Below are 20,503 nucleotides of genomic sequence, written 5' to 3'. Positions count from 1 at the left end.
TGGTACTGCAAGGGGGACCTTGTGGGAGAGTAGGACGCCGCCGGACTCAACGTGCAACACCAGGAAACCCCTGACCTTCACAGGTCAGGGGTTTTCTGCGTTCCAGGGGGTCTTCCAGAGATGTGGGCAGAACCCCGGGGGACCGAAGCGGTCACGGTAGGATCGTGGGCGTCATGACTGCGCCATTCACCACCGCCACCGGCTCCGATGTCCGTGTCCGTTTCTGCCCGTCACCGACCGGCACGCCGCACGTCGGGCTCGTCCGCACGGCGCTCTTCAACTGGGCGTATGCGCGGCACACCGGCGGCAAGCTCGTCTTCCGCATCGAGGACACCGACGCCGCCCGCGACTCCGAGGAGTCCTACCAGCAGCTCATCGAGGCCCTGCGGTGGCTCGAGCTCGACTGGGACGAGGGCGTCGAGGTCGGTGGTCCCCACGGACCGTACCGGCAGTCGGAGCGCACCGACCTCTACCAGGACGTCATCGGCAAGCTGCAGGCGTCGGGTCACGTGTACGAGTCCTTCGTCACCCCCGACGAGATGGAAGCGCGGAACGTCGCCGCCGGCCGTGACCCGAAGCAGGGCTACGACAACCACGAGCGCGACCTGACCGACGCCGAGCGCCAGGCGTTCCGCGACCAGGGGCGTCAGCCGGCGCTCCGGCTGCGTGTGCCGGACCGCGACCTCAGCTTCCACGACCTGGTGCGCGGCGAGATCACGTTCAAGCAGGGCACTTTCCCGGACTTCGTGGTGGTCCGCCCGAACGGCAAGCCGCTGTACACGTTCACGAACCCCCTCGACGACGCCCTGATGGGCATCACGCACGTCCTGCGTGGCGAGGACCTGCTGTCGTCGACACCGCGCCAGATCGCGCTGTACGAGGCACTGTTCGAGATCGGGCTGACCGGGTTCATCCCGGTGTTCGGGCACCTGCCGTTCGTGATGGGCGACGGCAACAAGAAGCTCTCGAAGCGCGACCCCGAGTCCAACCTGTTCCACCACCGTGCGAACGGCATGATCCCCGAGGGGCTCATCAACTACCTGGCACTGCTCGGGTGGTCGATCGGCCCGGACCGCGACGTGTTCTCGACCGACGAGATGATCGCCGCGTTCGACGTCGTCGACGTCAACCCGAACCCGGCCCGGTTCGACCACAAGAAGGCCGAGGCGATCAACGGCGACCACATCCGCCTGCTCGACGCCGCGGACTTCCGCGGCCGGCTGAAGCCGTACCTGACGGCCTTCCTGGCCGACCCGGCGACCCCCGAGCAGGAGCGCGTGCTCGAACTCGCTGCCCCTCTGGTCCAGGAACGCATGCAACTGCTCGGTGAAGCACCGGGCATGCTCGGCTTCCTGTTCACCGCCGACGCCGACCTGGTGGTCGAGGACGACGCGCTCGCCAGCCTCAAGGGCGACACCGCACCGGTGCTCGCGGCCGGCATCACCGCGCTCGAAGGGCTGGAGGACTGGCAGACCGCCCCGATCGAAGCGGCGCTGCGCACCGCCTTGATCGACGACCTGGGACTGAAGCCCCGTGTCGCGTTCGGACCGCTGCGGGTGGCCGTCTCCGGTCGGCGCATCAGCCCGCCCCTGTTCGAGTCGATGGAGATCCTCGGCAAGGACTCCACCCTGGTCCGACTGCGCGCCCTCGCGGCTCGCTGAGCTGCCACACACGATGACCGACCACGAGCAGTACGACGTCGCGGTGATCGGCGCGGGGCCGGCCGGCCTCAGCGCCGCGCTCAACCTGGTGCGGGCGAAGCGCCGGGTGCTGCTGGTCGACGCCAACCGCCCACGGAACGCCGCGACACTGCGCTCGCACGGGTTCCTGACGCGCGACGGCATCTCCCCGCTCGAGCTCCGGAAGCTCGGGCGACTCGAGGTCGAGGGGTACCCGGAGGCCACGGTCGTCCAGGCGGTCGTCGACCGGGTCGAGCGGGCTGACGACGGGTTCCTCGTGCACGGCGCCTGGCGCGGCGCCGAAGTCTCCGCACGGGCACGCACCCTCGTCATCGCCACGGGGCTGCGCGAGGAGTTCCCGGCGCTGCCGTCGCTCCGCGCGTTCTACGGCACCGCGGTCCACAGCTGCGTGGAGTGCGACGGCTACGACAAGGCCGGACAGCCGCTGGCATTCGTGTGCGAGACCGCCGACGTCGTCGACCGGGCGCTGCTGGTGGCTTCGTGGACGGACGACCTGGTGGTCTACACGAACGGGATCGCCCCCCTCGACGACGCCGGGCGCGAGCGACTGGTGCGCGCGGGCGTCCGCGTCGACGAGCGGCCTGTCGCAGACCTCGAGGGGGACCGGTCCGGCATGACCGGTGTCCGCCTGGCAGACGGGCACGTGGAGCCCCGCACGGGTGGGTTCGTGCGACCGACGTGGCACGCCGACCTCGACTGGGTCACGGTGGCGCTCGATCGCGACGCCGAGGGGTTGGTCGTGGTCGACCGCTCGGGCCGCACGAGCGCTCCCGGGATCTACGCCGTCGGTGACGTCACCCCACCCGGCCCGGAACAGCTCATCGTCGCGGCCGGTCACGGCGCGCTCACCGCCGCAGCGGTCCACCGCGACCTGGTCGGTGGTCTCGAGGACCTCCGGGATGCTGTACAGTAATTGACCGTGCCCCGGATCGCGGGGCACGAGGCCGAACGGCCTCTTGGGGTATGGTGTAATTGGCAACACAGCGGTTTCTGGTACCGTCGTTCTTGGTTCGAGTCCAGGTACCCCAGCCAGACTGACGAAAGGCCCCCGGGATGCATCCCGGGGGCCTTTCGCGTACCCATTGGTGCCGTCCCCACTGGGGCGTGGAGCCGAGCGCGCGTGACGGAGCCGCGCCGGGCCTCCTGCCCGGCCCCGCTGCGTGGTTGCGGGTTTCCGTATCCGCCGTGGTCGTCCCGCAATGGACCCCGGATCGCATTGACCGCTCCGCCCACCCCCGCGAGGGTGGGAATCCCCAGGGAGCGGCGTACCCCCGCTCTGGACGGGAACGGCGGTGCACCCTCACCGCCGCGCACCGCAGCTGACGTACCCGCGTCCGGTCCTCATCACTGATGGACCATCGGCCGTCGCCCTGACTGCCCCTCCCGATTGCAGCCCTGAACCCGACAGGAGCACCATGTCCGCCAGCACGATCCGTCCCCTGGACCCGCGCGTCTCGGTCGTCATCCCCGCACGCAACGAAGCGAGGAACCTCGAGATCATCCTCCCGAAGCTGCCACCGGTGTACGAGGTGATCCTCGTCGACGGCAACTCGGTCGACGACACCATCGCGACCGCCCAGCGCCTGATGCCCACGATCAAGGTCGTGCAGCAGACCCGCAAGGGCAAGGGCAACGCCCTCGTCTGCGGGTTCGAAGCCGTCACCGGCGACGTCGTCGTCATGTTCGACGCCGACTGCTCCGCCGACCCCGACGAGATCCCGCGCTTCGTCGACGCGCTGGTCGCCGGCGCCGACGTGGCCAAGGGCACCCGCTACGCACTCGGCGGTGGCAGTGACGACATCACGATCGTCCGCAGCCTGGGGAACCGCGGCCTGAACATGGTCAGCAACGTCCTGCTCCGCGCCAGCTACACGGACCTCTGCTACGGCTACAACGCGTTCTGGGCGGACACCCTGCCGAAGATCGGGCTGCTGTCGTCGACGCTGCCGAAGCCGTCCGACGGGTCGATGCTGTGGGGTGACGGGTTCGAGATCGAGACGATCCTGACCTGCCGCTGGTCCTCCGCCGACCTGGCGATCTCCGAGGTCCCGAGCCACGAGAAGCTCCGCGTGCACGGTTCCAGCAACCTCAACGCGATCACCGACGGCATCCGCGTGCTCAAGTCGATCATGCACGAGCGCCGTCGTGCTGCCGCGGCGCAGGCCCGGGCCCGCCTGGCTCCCGTGACGACCCGCTCCGTGCCGACCGCCGTCCCGGCGCTCGACGAGGAAGCCGCGTGAGCGCGCCGACCGTCGCGGTCGTCATCTGCGCGTACACCCAGCTGCGGTGGGGCGACCTGCAGGACTCGGTCGAGTCGGCGAAGCGGCAGCCCCACGCGACCGAGGTCATCGTCGTGATCGACCACGAGCCCGAGCTCCTCCTGCGCGCCAAGGCCCGCTGGCCCGAGCTGCGCGTGGTGGAGAACTCCGAGGACCGCGGCCTGTCCGGCGCCCGGAACACCGGCGTCGCCCTGGCCGAGTCGGACGTCGTGGCGTTCCTCGACGACGACGCGACGGCGGACGACGAGTGGCTCGCGCACCTGGTCGAGGCCCTGGCACTGCCGTCGGTGGTCGGCGTCGGCGGTCGTGCGACCCCGTCGTGGCCCACCACGACCGGCGCCGGCCCGTACCCGGACGAACTGCTCTGGATCGTCGGATGCAGCTACACCGGACTGCCCACCGGAGCCGAGGACGTCCGCAACGTGATCGGTTCGAGCATGGCCTTCCGCCGTGACGTGCTGCTGGCCGCAGGCGGGTTCCGGTCCGGCATCGGCCGCGTCGGCAACCAGCCGCTCGGCTGCGAGGAGACGGAGCTCTGCATCCGCATCGCGCAAGCCGACCCGTCCGCGCGCATCCGCTTCGAGCCGCGGTCGAACGTGTCGCACCGCGTCTCGCCGGACCGCGTCACCATGCGCTACGTCCGTCGTCGCAGCTACTACGAGGGCATCTCCAAGGCGGTCCTGAGCCGCCGGGTCGGTGCCAAGGACTCGCTGTCGAGCGAGTCGACGTACCTGACGACGGTGCTGCCGAAGGCCCTGCTGCGCGAACTGCGCGGACTCGGCCGTGGCGGCGGGACCCGCGCGGTCGCGATCGTCACGACCGTGCTCGGCACGGCGATCGGCTACGCCGTCGGCCGGTTCCTGGGCGGGGTCGTCGTCGCGGCTCCGACGCCGGTCGCAGCACCGGCACAACGCGTGGGTGCACCGTGACCCGCGCCACCCTCGCGATGGTCGTCTCGCCGATCGTCACCGGGCCGCTGTTCCCCACGTGGGACGGCGCCCTGTGGGTCGGCGAGGTCGACCGTGCGGACGTCCACGCGTCGAGCCACCGCGACGTCATCGCCCTCGACGGTGCCGAGGGGTACCGTCGTGCCCGCCTGCTCGTCCGTGACCACGGCGAACCGCTCGGGTTCGTCGAGGCCGAGGTGACCGAGCGCCGGCGCATCGGCGCGACCATCGACGTCCGGGCCCTCCAGCGGGCGATCCGGCCGATGGCCACCCCCGCGATCCGTCCGACCCCGGCACTGCCGGCAGCAGATCAGGTGCTGCCGTCGGTGACCGTCGTGCTCTGCACCGACGGCGCTTCGAGTGACACGATGCGTTCGGTCCTGGCCTGCCGGTACGACGACTTCGACGTCGTCGTGGTGTCCCACGCCGCCGAGGCGGGGGACCGCACGGTCGTCACGATCGAGGACCGCCGCGTCACCACGGTCGCGGCCCCGGACGGCGGGCTCGCCGCCGCGCGCAACGCCGGACTGCTGGCCGCCACGGGGGACGTCGTCGCGTTCGTCGACGAGGGCGCGATCGTGGACGCCGGGTGGCTCGACGCCATCGCCACCGCCTTCGCCGCCGACCCCGAGGTCGCCTGCGTGACCGGGCTGGTGCCGAGCGCCGAGCTCCGCACGCCGGCGCAGCGCTGGCACGACGACCGCACGCCGGCCGCCCGGACGATCCGCCGCCGTGTCTTCCGGCTCGAGGACACCCCGGACGACCTGCCGCTGCACCCCTTCGCCGCGTCCGCCTACGGCACCGGCGCGAACCTCGCCGTCCGCCGTGCGACCGTCCTGCGGATCGGCGGGTTCGACACCGCCTTCGGGCCGGGCACCCGCGTCGGTGGCGGCGACGACCTCGACCTCTTCACCCGACTGCTCTTCGCGGGTTCCGCGATCGCGGTCGAACCGGCCGCCATCGCGTGGCAGCGATCGGCGGACGACGTCGCGTCGTTGCGCCGAGCCGCGAGCGCGAACGGCCACGGACTCGGAGCATGGATGACCAAGAACGCCCTCGACCGCGACACGCTCGCCGCATCGCTCGACGCTGCCCCCGACGCCCTGTCCGCCTTCGCGCGACTCGGGCTCGAGCACAGCGACCGTGCCGAGACGGCGGACGGCGTCGCGTCGACCGGGGCGCTCGACGTGGTGGACAGCGAGTTCGCGGCGACCCGGCGTCGCCTGCGTGGTGTCGAGCGTCGCGGGGTCCTGGCGGCCCCCTTCCTCACCCTGCGTGAGCGGATGGGGGGTGCGGGCACGATCGACCGCACGGCCGGCGGTCGACACGAGCTACGGCGTGGCCTGGCATCCGCCGGACCGGCGCGCCTGGTGACCGGCAACGCGATGGGCCCGCTCGCGCGGCTCGCCGCCGCGGCGCTCGTCACCCTGACCCTGCTCACCGCGGCGGTCGGCAGTCTGGCTGGTCTGCCGACGCTGCGCGCGAGCGCCGTCGCGGTCTTCCTGTTCGCCCTGCTCGGCGTCGCGCCGCTGCTGCTGCTGCGACCGATGCCCCTGGCCCGGTTCGCCGTGCTGGCGGTGTCCGGATCGCTCGTCGGGACGATCGCGATCGGCTACACGATGGCAACCGCCCACATCTGGGAACCCGTCGTGCCCTTCGTCGCCGTCGTCGTGCTGACCGCGCTGGCCCTCGCCGTCGCGGTGCCGCGGGACGTGGCCGAACTCCGGCGCGCGAACCTGGTGCCCTTCGTCGAGCTGGCCCGCGCCGTGTGGGACACCACGAACGCCACGGCGATGTCCCTGGTCGGCCTGGTCATCGTGGTCGTCACGGCGCTCACCCACATGGGGGACCCCGTGCGCGACGGGCTGTTCGGCTCGCTGGGCCCCGGCCTGGTCGTCGGTCTCGCGGTCGTCGTCGCCGCTGCCGTCATCGCACTCGTCCGCGGTGTGGGCGTCGCGGCGCCCGTGGTCGTGCTCGGTGGGACCATCCAGCTGGCGCAGGCCATCACCTACGGCATGCCGACCGTCATGGCCGCTGCGCGCCACGTCGGTGTGCTCGAGTACATCCGCCGCTGGGGCGGGACGAACCCCGCGGCGGACATCTTCCAGACCTGGTCCGGCCTGTTCGCCGGCGGGGCCTGGGTCGCCGACGTCGCCGGGATCGTGAACGCGATGCTCATCGCCGCATGGGTCCCCGTGCTGCTGGCCTTCGCCACCGTCATCGGTGTGGGTGTGCTGGCGTCGAACTGGCTGCCGGGCACCCGACGTCCGTGGATCGCGGCCTTCCTGACCGCGATGACCGGCTCGCTCAACACCACGTACTTCTCGCCGCAGTCCGTCGGCATCCTGCTGTCGATCGTGATCCTCGTGCTCGCCACCGGTCCGCTGCGGAACACGGGCACCGTGCCGGCAGGTGACACCGTCGCTGCGAAGCCGCGGGCCCGGAAGACGCCCCTGTCGCACGTCATCGCGATCGGCGCGATCAGCATCGTGCTGGCCGTGACGCACCAGATCTCGCCCTACCTGACCGTCGCGGCACTCGTGGTGCTCGTCGTGTTCAAGCTGGCGCGACCGTGGTGGCTGCCGCTCGTCGTCCTGGTGCCGGCCGTGGTCTTCGCGCTGCTCAACGGCAGCGTGCTCGACAAGTTCCTGTCGCTCGGCGCCGTCGGCAAGGTGCTGCAGAACGTGCAGCCGCCGTCGCACGACTCGACGGTCCTGCCGCAGCCGCTCGTCACACGGCTGGCGTTCGACGTCCCCGCCGCCGCGCTCGTGGTCCTGGGCCTCATCGCCCTGGTCACCGTCCTGCTGCGCCGTGATCGGGTCCACTGGGCGCTGCTGGTCGCCGCGGCCAGCCCGATCTCGCTGCTGGTCGCGACCAACTACGGCCAGGAGGGCATCTTCCGCGTCGTCCTGTTCGCCACCCCGTGGATCGCGATCCTGGCCGCAGGACTGCCGTCGCCCACCGGCCGCCTGGCCTGGGTCGGCTCGCTGACGCGGAGCGCCATGCGCCCCGCCGTCGTCCGGGTCGCCGTCGCCGGCGTCGGCGTCGCGGCGCTCGTCGCGATCGGTGCGTTCGGGCAGACCGCGCTCGACTGGAACCGCGTGCCCACGCGGAGCGAGTCCGCAGCCACGCAGCGGTACGACCAGACGGCCCCCAAGGGCTCCGTCATGCTGCTGACCGGCTCGGCGATCGCGGTGCCGAGCAACACCGGCGCCCGGTACTTCGACGTGTCCTACCTGACCCGGGAGGCCCTGGTGAAGTACCAGGACCCGACCGGCACGTACGACGCCGCGAAGGACGTCGCCGACATCACCCGCAAGCTCGTCGGCACGGTCCCGGCGACGAAGTACTACGCCCTGGTCGCCGAGCCGTTCGGCGCCTACGGCGAGCGGTACGGCTACCAGACCGATGCCCACTACCAGGAACTCGCAGCAGCCATGGCCGATTCGCCCTACTGGAAGCCGGTGTGGTCCTCGGGGACCACGGTGTCGTACGAACTGACACAGGCGGGGGTGCGTCTTGGCGCACGCTGACCCACGCCGGTCGCGGCGGACATGGCGGACCATCGCCGTGTCCGCCGCGGCCGTCGTGGCCACGGTGGTCGGCACGCTGGGCGGTCTGGCCGCGCAGTCCGCCGTCGCGGCCACGCCCGACTGCAGCGCGGGCTCCGTGCTCAGCATGATCGCGCACCCGGACGACGACCTGCTCTTCCAGGGGACCGCACTGCGGAAGGCGATCACGGGCAACCAGTGCGTGCGCTCCGTCGTCGTCACCGCGGGTGACGCCGGCTACCCGAAGTGGTACTGGCAGAGCCGTCAGCAGGGACTCATGGCCGCGTACGCGCAGATGGCCGGTGTGACGTCGACGTGGGTCGCGAGCGACACGGTCGTCGCCGGACACACGCTCCGGACCGAGACCCTGTCGACCGCACCCCGCATCAGCCTGGTGTTCATGGAGCTGCCGGACGGCAACATCGAGGGGAACGGCTTCTGGGGTGACGGCTACCAGAGCCTGCAGCAGGTCTACCTGGGCTACGCGAACTCCATCACGACGGTGCCCGACGCGGACCACGCCGAGACGTACACGCTCGACCAGCTCCGGGCGACGATCCTCGGCCTGATCCAGCTGACGAAGCCGAACCACATCCACAGCCTGGACAACGTGGGCACCTACGGCGACGGCGACCACAGCGACCACCACACGGTCGCGTACCTGACCGACCAGGTGCAGCAGCAGTACACCGGGTCACACGACTTCACCGGGTACATGGGCTACCCGATCGCCGACCGGCCGTCGAACCTGACCGCGGCCGAGACGAGCGCCAAGGCCGACACGTTCTTCACCTACGCGCCCTCCGACTTCCTGACCTGCAGCTCGTACGCGTCCTGCGGCGACCGGCCCGAACCCCAGTGGCTCAGCCGCGAGTACACCGCAGGGTCGACGGTCACCGCACCCCCGGCCTCCACGGCCGTGGACGTGACCGCCGGAGCGACCGTCACCGCGAGTGCGGAGAACGCCGCCGACGGGCAGACCGCCGCGAAGGCGGTCGACGGTGTCGTCAGCGGCTACCCGGACGCGCCCTCGGCGGAGTGGGTCGCGCCGAACGGCGGGGTGGGCACGTGGATCCAGCTCGGGTGGGCGTCGGGCACGACACTGTCCGAGGTCCGGCTGGCCGACCGCCCGAACGCCGCCGACCAGGTGACCGGCGGGACCCTGACGTTCTCCGACGGGTCGAGTGTCGCGGTGCCGTCGCTGTCGAACGGCGGCGGTCTGCAGGCGGTCACGTTCAGTGCGCGACCGGTGACGTGGGCACGGTTCACGGTGACGTCGGTCAGCGCGTCGACGCAGAACGTCGGGCTCTCCGAGATCCGTGCGTTCGGGCCGTCCGGCACGACCGTCCCGACACCGCCGGTGACGACGACCCCGGTCGAGGTGACCAAGGCGGCCACCGTCACGGTGAGCGCCGACAACCCGGCCGACGGGCAGACCGCTGCGAAGGCGGTCGACGGTGTCGTCAGCGGCTACCCGGCGAACTCGTCCGCGGAGTGGGTCGCGCCGAACGGCGGGGCCGGCACGTGGATCCAGCTCGGGTGGGCGTCGGGGACGACCCTGTCCGAGGTGCGGCTGGCCGACCGCCCCAACACGGCCGACCAGGTGCTCGGTGGCACGCTGACGTTCTCGGACGGTTCGAGCGTGTCCGTGCCGGCGCTGCCGAACGGTGGCGGACTGCAACCCGTCACGTTCAGTGCGCGCCAGGTGACCTGGGTGCGGTTCACGGTGACCTCGGTGAGCTCGTCGACCGAGAACATCGGTCTGGCGGAGATCCAGGCGTTCGCCCCGGCAGGCACGACCGTGACGCCGACACCCACGCCGACCCCGACACCCACGCCGACCCCGACACCCACGCCGACCCCCACGCCGACGCCGACCCCGACACCCACGCCGACCCCGACACCGACGCCGACCCCCACGCCGACGCCGACCCCCACTCCGACGCCGACCCCGACCCCCACGCTCACCGACGTGACCAGCGCGGCGAAGCCCTCGGCGGTCAAGGACAACCCGGCGGACGGCCAGACCGCGGCCAAGGCCGTCGACGGTGTCCTGTCCGGCTACCCCGCCAACCCGGGCGCCGAGTGGGTGGCACCGGGCGGCAAGACCGGGACGTGGTTCCAGCTCGACTGGACCACGCCGGTGTCCCTCAAGCGGATCGTCCTGTACGACCGTCCGAACAGCACCGACCAGATCACCGCCGGGACCCTGACGTTCTCCGACGGGTCGAAGGTCACCGTCGGCAGCCTGCCCAACGCCGGTGGGCCGCTGACCGTCGACTTCACGGCCCGGAAGGTCTCGTGGGTCCGGTTCACCGCCACCAAGGTGTCGAGCGGCACGCAGAACGCCGGGCTGTCGGAGGTGCGCGCGTGGGCGGCGACCAGCTGAGCCCCGATGACGTCGTCGACCGACCGATCGACCTGCAGGATGCCTGGCTGGACGCCGACGCGGCGTCGGCCCACGGCGCAGCACCCGCCCACGGCGACGGGATCGCTCGACACGGACGCGGACACGGACACGGACACCGGACGGGTCGCGCCCGGCGGCGCATCGCGCTCGCCGTGGGCGCGATGGTCGTCGTGGCCGGTGTCGTCGCCGTTGCGACGACCTCGGCGGGGACCGACCCGACCGACCCGAGCGGAGTGCTGATGCCGACCACCGACGGCGCCGGATGGCACCGGGTGTTCTCCGAGGACTTCGCGAAGGACACCCCGACGGGCGGGTTCGAGGACGCCTACCAGGACCGGTTCTCCGTCTACCACGGGTTCGCCGACACCGCAGGGACCGGCCGCTACTCGGCGTCGGCGCTGAGCGCGCACGACAGCATGCTCGACATGCGGCTCCGGACGACAGCCGGCGGCACACCGCTCGCCGGAGGGGTCGTCCCGTTGATCGACGGGCAGTGGGGCGGGCAGACCGCCGGCCGGTACAGCGTGCGGATGAAGAGCGACCGGGTGGACGGGTACGGCGTGGCGATGCTGCTCTGGAGCGACGAGAACGTCTGGTCGCAGGGCGAGGTCGACTTCCCCGAGGGCAACCTCGGCTCGGCGGCGCAGCTCAACGTGCACTGCCTCGAGGACCCGCCACAGAAGTGCGTGCACTACGAGACCCCGGCGTCGTTGTCCGACTGGCACACCTACACGATCGAGTGGACGCCGGTGCGGATGTCGTTCCTGATCGACGACGCGGTCGTCGCCACGACGACCTCGAGCATCCCGATGTCGAAGATGCACCTGGTGGTGCAGACCGGCTCGATCGGTGGGCGTCCGCCCCGCAGCGCCGAAGGGTCCCTGCTGATCGACTGGATGACCATCGACGTGCCGGCTCAGGGAGCCGAGCCGCCGGCGACGCTGCCGGAGGGCGAGACCGTGCCGGACCAGGGCACCTGGACCGTCGACGATCGCCAGACGGGCTGACCCGCGACGCACCGCACGTCTGAGACCGGCTGGCCGTGCCAGCCGGTCTCAGACGTGTGCGAGCCAGTGTCTCAGCGGCGCGCGAGCGAGTGCAGGGCGCGGAGCAGGGCACCGACGTGCGCAGCGCGCCCGTACCGCTCGTCGACCCACCGACGTGCCCGCGCACCGAGCGTCGCGTCGTGGGCGGCTTCGTCCAGTCCGTCGACGATCTTGCCGGCGAGGGCGACGGCGTCCGTCGGGTCGACGGTGAACCGCGCCCACTCGTCGGCCAGGATCTCCGCGGTGCCGCCGGATGCTGCCGCGACGACGGGCACACCGGTCGACATCGCCTCGACGACCACACGGCCGAAGCCCTCGGGTTCGATCGACGGTGCGACGACCAGGTCCGCCGCGTGCAGCAGCGGGACGACGTCGTCCCGCTCCGGCAGCACCAGGACCGCGCCGTCGGGCAGCGCAGCGATCGCCCGTTCGACCGCGGGGGCCTCTTCCGGGTAGAGCGCGCCGGCGAGCACGAGCAGCGGTGTCCGGGGCATCGTGCCGCACGACGAGCGTCCGGCCGGCGTCAGGGCGTCCGCCGTGGCCCGGGCGAGCACGTGGTGCCACGCCTCGAGCAGCGCGACGACGCCCTTCGACCGGGTGAGGCGTCCGTAGTACAGGACCGTCGGGGTGTGCTCGTCGATGCCGAGCGCGGCCTTGGCGTGGTGCGTGTCCGTCGTGTCGGCAGCCGGGAACGCGGCGGTGTCGACGCCGTTCGGCACGAGTCGGATGCTGCGGGCGGGGGCGCCGGCGGCACCCCAGGCGGCGGCCATCGAGTGCGACACGGCCAGGAACCCGGTCCGCCCACCGGCCATCGGACGGATCCGGTGGTAGTTCGGCAGGTGGTGCAGGTGCACGCCGAGCGGGACGCCCGACACCATCGACACGACCCGGCCGAACGGCAGGTGTTCCGGCCGGTTCAGCCAGAGGACGTCCAGGTGGGACCGTCGGAGCCGCAGGCCGAACCGCGCGAACCGCGCGACGTCGACCAGGGCGGTACGGACGGAGAACCGGGGGTCCGGTGCCTCGGCGAGCGGGACGCCGAGCTCCTCGAACGCGGCACGGCCGTCCTCGGGTCGCGGCGCGGTGGCGTTGCGGTGCCAGACCTCGACGTCGTGGCCGGCAGCGACGAGCTCGGTCGTGTCCTCGAGGACGCACCGTTCCAGGCCGCCGGTGATGGCGAGCCCGGCGGTCAGCACGCCGATGCGGAGCGTGCGCCCCTGGTCGACTCCGTCGCCGGTCATCAGATCCCCCCTCGTGCGGCCCGCAGACGGCGGACGAACCACGGGAGACACCCGAGGACACCGGCGACACGGATCCAGTTCCAGAGCACGTCCTGCGGGACGAGCAACGACGCGCCGGCGATCACCAGCGCGGCGAGCACCGGCAGCACGACGCCCAGGCGCGGACCGCGCCACTCGCGACGGTCGGAGATCGCGAGCAGCTGCATGCCCGCCAGCACGACGTACGAGACGACGGTGGCGAGTGCGGCGCCGGCGATGCCGAACACCGGGACGAACACCAGGTTGGCGCCGATGTTCAGGACACCGGCCACGGCGGCGACGACCCCGACGGTGACACCTCGGCGTTCGATGAGCAGCAGGCGCCCGGTCGCACCGCTGGCGACGACGGGGAAGGCCGTCAGCGCGACGACGAACACGACGATGGTCAGGTCCTGCACCCGGTACGACGCCGGCGCCAGGATCGGCAGGGCGACAGGGGAGACCAGCGTCACGGCGAGCAGCACGGGGGCGAGCATCTTGTACAGCTCGTCACGGGAGTGCATCGCCAGGTCCCGTCGAGCGGCGGCGTCGCGGAGCGCGGCGAAGTGCGGCGCCCAGGCCTGGTTCGTGAACGTCAGGAGCAGGATCACCGCGGACCCGACGACGTAGGCGATCTGGTACCGCGCCACCTCCTCGGGGCCGAGCAGACGCTGCACGACGACCCGGTCGCCGGCGTTGAGCACGAAGTACGACAGGTTGCCGAGCGCGATCGGGATCCCGAGCTTGAACGCCCGGGCGGTGGTCCGGTGGTCGAGCAGGCCCGCCAGGCGAGGGCGGGTGGCGGCGATGCCGATGACCATCGCCACACCCTGCGCGACGACGCCGCCCCACGCGTACGTGGTCGCGTCGGCGTGCACCAGGGCCAGCAGCCCGAGCCCGATGATCGACCCGCCGATCGAGGACAGCAGGCTCGTCACCGCGAACACACGGATGCGGTCCTGCGCGACGAGGAGCGCCAGGGAGATCTGCACGATCGCGGCGGGACCCGTCCAGAGCACGGCGACGAGCAGCAGCGGGTGCGCCCCGACGAACCCGGCGGCGTCGGCCCAGAGCGGGATCGTCGTCAGTGCGATCACCGTGACGAGGACCGCGGTCACCATGCCGACGGCGATCAGGCCGCGGGCACGGTGGTCGTTGCCGTCCTCGGCGCGTTGCAGCACCGACGCCTGGTCGATCCCGAGCACCGCCAGGACGACGAGCGCCTGGTAGAGCGCGATCGCCGAGGCGAGCACGCCGAACTCCGCGGGCGGCATCAGGTGCGCCAGGACCGGGGAGATCAGCGACGAGACGACCAGCTGCATCGACCAGACGACGACGTACAGCAGGCCGCGGCCGAACAGGACCGACGAGCCCTTGCGGACAGCGACGGAGCCGGTGTCGAGCGCCTCGGGCACCGGCGCGACGGCGTCGCGGGCGGCGACGGCCTCGCGGGCGGCCCGGGCCTCGCGGCGGGTCTGCGGGGGCAGCGTCACGGTGCGACCACCTGCCCGGCCTCGGTCGCGGCGGACCGTCCGACCCGCAGCCCGAACGCGGCGTCGACGACGTCGAGCAGGTCGGCACTCCGTTCCGTCGAGAACTTCCGGGCGAACAGCAGCGGCAGGCCCTGCTCGGCGTCGGTGCGCTGCTCGAACAGGCGGCCGCCGTCCTCGATCGTCAGCCACGGCGGGCTCTTCCGGGCCTGGCCGTCCCACCCGATCCACCAGAGGGTGTGCGGGACGTGTTCCTCGACGAAGTCGGGGGTGAGTGCGGGGGAGTTCAGGACCGAGGGGACGAACGTCTCGTCCGCGATCCACGTGCGGCGCCAGAACGCCACCAGGTCCGGGCGGTTGTCCACCACGTCGACGACGGCGGCGGCGTGGTGCCGCGCGAGGACCTTGAGCTGCGATCCGCCGGCGAGCACCACGTCACGCGGGATGCGGCGGGGGATCGGCACCCGGATCATCGTCTTCTGCCACGCCCAGTGGGGGTACCGGACGCGGGCGTAGCCACCGGAGCGGCCCCACTCGGGGAACGGCAGCGGCTGCACCTGCGCGAAGGACTGCTCGGGGTGCTCGCGGAGCACCGCGGTGATCTCGTCCGGGTTGGCGAGCGGGTAGTCGCTGCCCGTCAGGACGGCGACGTGCGAGGCGTCGGTCTGCTCGAGCGCCGCCCGGTAGCCGGACACCTCGGCGGCGACGTTCTCCCACTTCGCCCATCCGGTCCGGATCCGGGGGAGCAGCCGCACCCGCTCGGGGAGCCCGTCCGTCATGGCCCGGTACACCGACTCGGGGGTCCGCGCATCGACGTGCAGGAACACCGGGAACGGGTCCAGCGCGTCGATCAGGCGACGGACGTGGTCAGGGTCCTCGTGAGCGAGGACGATGCACGCGGGCGCCGTGGTGGGGATGGCCATGGACGCGACGCTAACGGCGCGGTTCCGGGGCCGACAAGGCGACCCGGGGGCCTCTGCGGGGAAGCGGCGGTTTCCCGCACCCGGCCTGTCAGGGGCCTGGGGATCAGCGCTTCCGGCGGTACTTCGGGCAGTCGCACAGCGCGCAGTCGGTACCCGGCCGGTAGTGCTCGTGGGCGTCCTGCCCGTGGCCGCAGACACAGGTCGCGGTGTCGACCGAGACGACCGCGAGTTCGGACGCGAGGACCGCGCCGAACTCGGTCCTGGGGCCCAGCGGCATGCGTCCTCCTCGTGCCGGCGTGCTGCCGCCGGGTCGTCCCCACGATCCTAGGGGGAACCACCTGGTCACTGGCGGCAAACCGCAAGAGGAACGGGGGTCGCCGCACGCACCACGGGCCCTCGTTGCGCGTGCGCTGACACCACCGGAGCATCGGACCATGACCGATCACCAGGCCACCGTGTCCCGCGTGCTGACGATCGCGCCCGCGATGCCCTCGCCCGACGCACCCACCTGGGCCGGCGCGGCCTGGGTCGGCGCGATCGACCGACCCGCGGCGCTCGCCGCGTCCGCCGTCGAGCTCGCCGGCGCCGTCGGCTTCGACCGGGCGCGCCTGCTGGTCCGCGACGGCCGCGAGGTCGCCGGCTTCGTCGACGTGGCCGTCGACGCGAGCGGCGACGTGGACCAGGCCGAGCTGGGACCGGCGTTGCGTGCACTCCGCGCCACGAGCCTCCCGGCCGCCCCGCAGGGCGCACCGGTCGGCCGCATCTCCGTCGTGATCGGCACCCGCGACCGTCCCGAGGACGTCCGCCGCTGCGTCGCCTCGGTGCTGGCGTCGGCGTACGACGACTTCGAGGTGTTCGTCGTCGACAACGCCCCGACCACCACCGCGACCCGCGACGTGGTCGCCTCGTTCCGCGACGCTCGCCTGCACCACGTCCTGGAGGCCCGACCCGGCGTCTCGCGCGCACGGAACGCCGGTCTCGCCCTGGCGACCGGGTCCGTGGTCGCCTTCGTCGACGACGACGTCGTCGTCGACCGGCACTGGCTCGCGGCGCTCGCCGACGCCTACGCCCGCGACGCGGACGTGGTCTGCGTGACCGGACTGGTCCCGAGCGGCGAGCTGCGGAACCCCACGCAGCGGTACTTCGACGAGCGGGTGACCTGGGCGCGGAACCTCGACCGCCGGGTGTTCCGCACGTCGGCGCCGCCGGCGGACCTGCCGCTCTTCCCGTTCTCGGTCGGCGCGTTCGGCACCGGTGCGAACATGTCGCTCCGGCGTGACGCGGCGCTGGCGCTCGGCGGCTTCGACGTCGCCCTCGGTCCGGGCACCCCGTCCCGTGCGGGCGAGGACCCGGACCTGTTCACCCGGGTGCTGTTCTCCGGCGGGGCGCTGGCGGTCGAACCGTCGGCGTTCGTCTGGCACAAGCACCGCTCGGACCGTGAGGCCCTGCGGGCGCAGGCGCTCGGGTACGGCACCGGGCTCGGCGCCTGGGTCGCGAAGCTCATGACGCAGCCGCGCACGGCGGCCGCGGTGCTCCGTCGTGCCGTCGGTGCGCTCCGGCAGCTCGGGGCGCTCGGACAGGGCGGCTCCGACCAGGTGTCGACCGCGGTGTCCGCGTCCGCCGGGTGGCCGGTCGACGACGAGTTCCGCGCTGCGACGGCCGGGCTCAAGCGCGTCGAACTGGTCGCGGCGCTCGGTGGCCCGTGGCGGTACCTTCGGGGCCGCCTGCGCGCGCGCGGCTAGCCCCGGCGCCGCCCCCGCGGCCGGCGCCGCCCCTGCGCGCGTCGCGGCCGGCGCGGCCCGCACAACGAAGAGCACGCGACACCACGGTGATCCATGGTGTCGCGTGCTCTTCGTTGTGCGAGAACGGCGCCGTTGCCGTCCCCGCACGCTCGGGGCAGGGGTCAGACCGCCTGCTTGGCCTCGACCTCGCGCCAGAACTTCCGGCTCTTGAAGTAGGCCGCAGGGCCCGCCGGGAAGCCACGGAACTCGTGGTACGCCAGGGAGCGGGGGATCCGCGTGGTCGACGCCTCGGTGATGGTCTCCGCCGCGGCGTCGCGCTTGCCCGCCAGGCGGGAGAGGAGCTGCGCGAGCTTGATCTTGCCCGCGCGCGGCATCAGTCGCGCCAGCACGAGCGCGTGCCGCCGGTCCTTCGCGATGAGCTCGCACATCAGCGCGGTGAACCCGACGCCGTTCGAGTGCAGTTGCCCGTGCAGGCCCTCGAGCGTCTGGCGGTGCCGGTGGTGCACGACGGCGCGGGGCTCGAAGCCGATGCGCCCGCCGCCCCACAGGATGTCGATGAAGATCGCCAGGTCCTCGCCACCACGTGCGGGAACGCCGGCACCGAGCACCGGGTCGAACCCACCGACGGCGTCGAAGGCCGAGCGGCGGACCGCCCAGTTGGCGCCGGCGCCGTAGCCGCCGATGCCGTAGATCGCGAAGTGCTTGCGGACGGTGCCGTCGGGGTCGACGGCCTTCGCCTGCGCGTGGCGCATCACGCCGGGCACGTCGTCCGGCACGATCGTCACCGGGTCGAACGTGCGCTCGCCGCTGAAGCCGCCGTAGTACGCCTCGTACCAGATCTGCGCAGGGGTGGCGAGCTCGACGGGCAGGATCATCCCGGTCACCGCGGACACCTCGGGCTCGCGGACGAACCGCGTGCCGATCGACCGCAGCCACTGCGGGTCGACGCGCACGTCGTCGTCGGTGAAGGCGATGACCTCGCCCTGCGCCGCGGCGACACCCGCGTTGCGGCCGGCCGAGCAGCCGGGACGCCGCTCGACGACGAGCCGGACGTCGCGGCCGTCCAGCAGACCCGGCAGCGCGTCGATCTCGGGGAGGGTGACGCGGTTGTCGACGATGACCACCTCGTAGTCCGGGTAGTCGAGGTGCTCGAGGTAGTCGAGCAGGTTCCGGATGTCCGCCACCCGCGTGACGATCGTCGACACGACGATCGAGATCTTCGGCAGGTCGTGGTCCGCGACGGGAGCCACCAGGGTCTCGGCGGTGGACTTGCGGTCCTCGACGAGCGGCAGGAGCGCACGCTCGGCGTCGGCGGGGTCCTCGGTCAGCAGCACGTCGATCGTGGTGACCGGGAAACCGCCCCGGTAGCCGACGACCAGCGCGGAGGTGCCGTTCTCGTCGGCGACGAGCCGCGGGAGCGGGGCATCGAGGTCGACGCTGACGACCCGTCGGGGGCCGGGCACGGTGACAGGGGAGAGCTGGGTCATGGTGGGGACGCTACGGGCAGGCCCTCGGCTGCTCAACGCCCGGGCGCGGTGGTGGCGGGGTTCATGCGGGGTTCCGCAGCGGCCCCGTGCGGGGTCCGCCGACCCCCGGTGAACGGGGAGCGGTGCGTGAGCGCTCACCCAGGAAGTCACCGGAAGTCCAGAGGTCACGCTCAGGTAACGGCGCGATGCAACCGGTTGCGGATCGCCGTGGCCGGGCGTACGTTCCCCATCCAGCAGGCAGTGTCGCCTGCTCCAGGGGTCCGTCGGCCGGTGTCCGGTCGGCGTCCCCTGGTGATCTCGATGAGGAGACAACGCTGTGAAGAACCCACGCGCGAAGGTGCGACTCGCATCGGTGGCGGGCGTCGCCGTGATCGGACTCGCACTCGCCGGATGCTCGGGCGGGAGCTCGGGGTCGAACGACGCCACGAGCGGCCAGGACAGCCGCGGACCGATCACGTACGTCCAGGGCAAGGACAACTCCAACGTGGTCCGACCACTGATCGCCAAGTGGAACAAGGCGCACCCGGATGAGAAGGTCACGTTCAAGGAGCAGTCCGACCAGGCCGACCAGCAGCACGACGACCTGGTGCAGCACTTCCAGGCCAAGGACGACGGCTACGACGTGGTCGACGTCGACGTGGTGTGGACCGCGGAGTTCGCCGCCAAGAGCTGGCTGGTCCCGCTGACGGGCAGCATGAAGATCGACACGTCGAAGCTCCTGCCCGCGACCGTGAAGACGGCCACGTACAACAACACGCTCTACGCGGCACCGCAGACCTCCGACGGTGCGCTGCTGTACTACCGCAAGGACCTCGTGAAGACGCCGCCGACGACGTGGGCCGACATGATGCAGGACTGCTCGATCGCCAAGCAGAACGGCATGGGGTGCTACGCCGGCCAGTTCGCCAAGTACGAGGGCCTGACCGTCAACACGTCCGAGGCCGTCAACGGCTCCGGCGGGTCGATCCTGACCAAGGGCGGCGCCCCCGACGTCGACACCAGCAAGGCCAAGGCCGGCCTGCAGAACCTGGTCGACGCGTTCAAGGACGGCAACATCCCGGCCGAGGCGATCACCTACCAGGAGGAGCAGGGCCGCACCGCGTTCGAGGACGGCAAGCTGCTGTTCCTGCGCAACTGGCCCTACGTCTACAACCTGGCCAAGACCGACGGGTCCAGCAAGGTCAAGGACACGTTCGGCGTCGCACCGATCCCCGGTGCCGACGGCGTGGGTGCATCCACGCTCGGTGGCCACAACGCCGCGATCAGCGTCTACTCGAAGCACAAGGCGACCGCGCACGACTTCCTGGAGTTCCTGGAGTCGAACGAGACGCAGAAGTTCTTCGCGACGCAGGGCTCGCTCGCCCCGGTCGTCGGTGACCTGTACACCGACTCCGACCTGACGGGCAAGCTGCCCTACCTGCCGACCCTGCTCGAGTCGATCAAGAGCGCGGAGCCCCGCCCGGTGACGCCGTTCTACCCGGCCGTCACCAAGGCGATCCAGGACAACTCCTACGCGGCGCTCAAGGGCTCGAAGAGCGTGGACCAGGCGATGCAGGACATGGACGCCGCCCTGAAGTCGGCGACCAGCAGCAGCAACTAGCGACCCCGGTCGCCGCGGCTCGCGCCGCATCGGACTGGAGGCTCGTGGCGGGCCCGCCACGAGCCTGGT

General features: G+C 72.0%; 14 protein-coding genes and 1 tRNA gene. 10 read left to right on the top strand and 5 right to left on the bottom strand.

Going from position 1 to position 20,503, the window contains the following annotated elements:
* The first annotated feature begins 173 nt into the window (after positions 1-173).
* The 8 genes from gltX to MT346_RS18535 all read left to right on the top strand — a co-directional run bounded on the left by gltX (position 174) and on the right by MT346_RS18535 (position 11,894).
* Positions 174-1,661: a glutamate--tRNA ligase gene (gene gltX, locus MT346_RS17760; protein WP_243564450.1), complete on the top strand. Its 1,488-nt coding sequence runs from the start codon at positions 174-176 to the stop codon at positions 1,659-1,661.
* A gap of 13 nt (positions 1,662-1,674) precedes the next feature.
* On the top strand, positions 1,675-2,613 hold the full coding sequence (locus MT346_RS17755) for an NAD(P)/FAD-dependent oxidoreductase (protein WP_243564449.1): 939 nt from the start codon (positions 1,675-1,677) through the stop codon (positions 2,611-2,613).
* A gap of 44 nt (positions 2,614-2,657) precedes the next feature.
* Positions 2,658-2,732: transfer RNA gene (locus tag MT346_RS17750), tRNA-Gln, on the top strand.
* Between the two features lie 383 nt (positions 2,733-3,115).
* On the top strand, positions 3,116-3,940 hold the full coding sequence (locus tag MT346_RS17745; RefSeq protein ID WP_243564448.1) for a glycosyltransferase family 2 protein: 825 nt from the start codon (positions 3,116-3,118) through the stop codon (positions 3,938-3,940).
* Positions 3,937-4,908 carry a glycosyltransferase family 2 protein gene (locus MT346_RS17740; RefSeq protein ID WP_243564447.1) on the top strand — a complete coding sequence of 324 codons (972 nt, stop codon included), beginning with the start codon at positions 3,937-3,939 and terminating at the stop codon, positions 4,906-4,908. The genes MT346_RS17745 and MT346_RS17740 overlap by 4 nt, the downstream gene beginning before the upstream one ends.
* A complete protein-coding gene (locus MT346_RS17735; protein WP_243564446.1) occupies positions 4,905-8,459 on the top strand; it encodes a glycosyltransferase in 3,555 nt (1,184 codons plus the stop codon). The genes MT346_RS17740 and MT346_RS17735 overlap by 4 nt, the downstream gene beginning before the upstream one ends.
* Positions 8,460-8,496: 37 nt before the next feature.
* The gene (locus MT346_RS17730; protein ID WP_243564445.1) at positions 8,497-10,866 is read left to right on the top strand and encodes a PIG-L family deacetylase; all 2,370 of its coding nucleotides are present in this window, start codon (positions 8,497-8,499) and stop codon (positions 10,864-10,866) included.
* On the top strand, positions 10,848-11,894 hold the full coding sequence (locus MT346_RS18535) for a glycoside hydrolase family 16 protein (protein WP_243564444.1): 1,047 nt from the start codon (positions 10,848-10,850) through the stop codon (positions 11,892-11,894). The genes MT346_RS17730 and MT346_RS18535 overlap by 19 nt, the downstream gene beginning before the upstream one ends.
* 71 nt (positions 11,895-11,965) lie before the next feature.
* Here MT346_RS18535 and MT346_RS17720 read toward each other — a convergent pair whose 3' ends face one another.
* From MT346_RS17720 to MT346_RS17705, 4 genes are all read right to left on the bottom strand, one after another.
* Positions 11,966-13,174: a glycosyltransferase family 4 protein gene (locus MT346_RS17720; RefSeq protein ID WP_243564443.1), complete on the bottom strand. Its 1,209-nt coding sequence runs from the start codon at positions 13,172-13,174 to the stop codon at positions 11,966-11,968.
* The gene (locus MT346_RS17715; RefSeq protein WP_243564442.1) at positions 13,174-14,685 is read right to left on the bottom strand and encodes a lipopolysaccharide biosynthesis protein; all 1,512 of its coding nucleotides are present in this window, start codon (positions 14,683-14,685) and stop codon (positions 13,174-13,176) included. The genes MT346_RS17720 and MT346_RS17715 overlap by 1 nt, the downstream gene beginning before the upstream one ends.
* Positions 14,682-15,605: a beta-1,6-N-acetylglucosaminyltransferase gene (locus tag MT346_RS17710; RefSeq protein WP_243564440.1), complete on the bottom strand. Its 924-nt coding sequence runs from the start codon at positions 15,603-15,605 to the stop codon at positions 14,682-14,684. The genes MT346_RS17715 and MT346_RS17710 overlap by 4 nt, the downstream gene beginning before the upstream one ends.
* 103 nt (positions 15,606-15,708) lie before the next feature.
* Positions 15,709-15,882 (bottom strand): hypothetical protein, encoded by a 174-nt coding sequence (locus tag MT346_RS17705; RefSeq protein WP_243564439.1) that lies wholly within the window; start codon positions 15,880-15,882, stop codon positions 15,709-15,711.
* Between the two features lie 157 nt (positions 15,883-16,039).
* Here MT346_RS17705 and MT346_RS17700 point away from each other — a divergent pair, with 157 nt between their 5' ends.
* Positions 16,040-17,347 carry a glycosyltransferase family 2 protein gene (locus MT346_RS17700; RefSeq protein WP_243564437.1) on the top strand — a complete coding sequence of 436 codons (1,308 nt, stop codon included), beginning with the start codon at positions 16,040-16,042 and terminating at the stop codon, positions 17,345-17,347.
* A gap of 161 nt (positions 17,348-17,508) precedes the next feature.
* On the opposite strand, the gene MT346_RS17695 is transcribed toward MT346_RS17700, so the two are convergent.
* On the bottom strand, positions 17,509-18,834 hold the full coding sequence (locus tag MT346_RS17695; protein ID WP_243564435.1) for a glycosyltransferase family 2 protein: 1,326 nt from the start codon (positions 18,832-18,834) through the stop codon (positions 17,509-17,511).
* A gap of 316 nt (positions 18,835-19,150) precedes the next feature.
* On the opposite strand from MT346_RS17695, the gene MT346_RS17690 reads away from it, so the two are divergent.
* Positions 19,151-20,434, top strand: coding sequence for an ABC transporter substrate-binding protein (locus tag MT346_RS17690; protein WP_374202541.1), 1,284 nt, complete (start codon positions 19,151-19,153; stop codon positions 20,432-20,434).
* Positions 20,435-20,503: the final 69 nt, after the last annotated feature.

The sequence above is a fragment of the Curtobacterium sp. VKM Ac-2922 genome (genome assembly GCF_022815645.1).
Taxonomy (GTDB): Bacteria; Actinomycetota; Actinomycetes; order Actinomycetales; family Microbacteriaceae; genus Curtobacterium.
The sequence above is the reverse complement of the archived record's forward strand: the minus strand, read 5'-3'. Positions and strand labels throughout refer to the sequence as shown.

Coding starts and splice junctions, on each gene's coding strand:
- MT346_RS17755 (WP_243564449.1), top strand. CDS start 1,675: ATGACCGACCACGAGCAGTACGACGTCGCGGTGATCGGCGCGGGGCCG.
- MT346_RS17695 (WP_243564435.1), bottom strand. CDS start 18,834: ATGACCCAGCTCTCCCCTGTCACCGTGCCCGGCCCCCGACGGGTCGTC.
- MT346_RS17710 (WP_243564440.1), bottom strand. CDS start 15,605: ATGGCCATCCCCACCACGGCGCCCGCGTGCATCGTCCTCGCTCACGAG.
- MT346_RS17700 (WP_243564437.1), top strand. CDS start 16,040: ATGACCGATCACCAGGCCACCGTGTCCCGCGTGCTGACGATCGCGCCC.
- MT346_RS17705 (WP_243564439.1), bottom strand. CDS start 15,882: ATGCCGCTGGGCCCCAGGACCGAGTTCGGCGCGGTCCTCGCGTCCGAA.
- MT346_RS17745 (WP_243564448.1), top strand. CDS start 3,116: ATGTCCGCCAGCACGATCCGTCCCCTGGACCCGCGCGTCTCGGTCGTC.
- gltX (WP_243564450.1), top strand. CDS start 174: ATGACTGCGCCATTCACCACCGCCACCGGCTCCGATGTCCGTGTCCGT.
- MT346_RS17720 (WP_243564443.1), bottom strand. CDS start 13,174: ATGACCGGCGACGGAGTCGACCAGGGGCGCACGCTCCGCATCGGCGTG.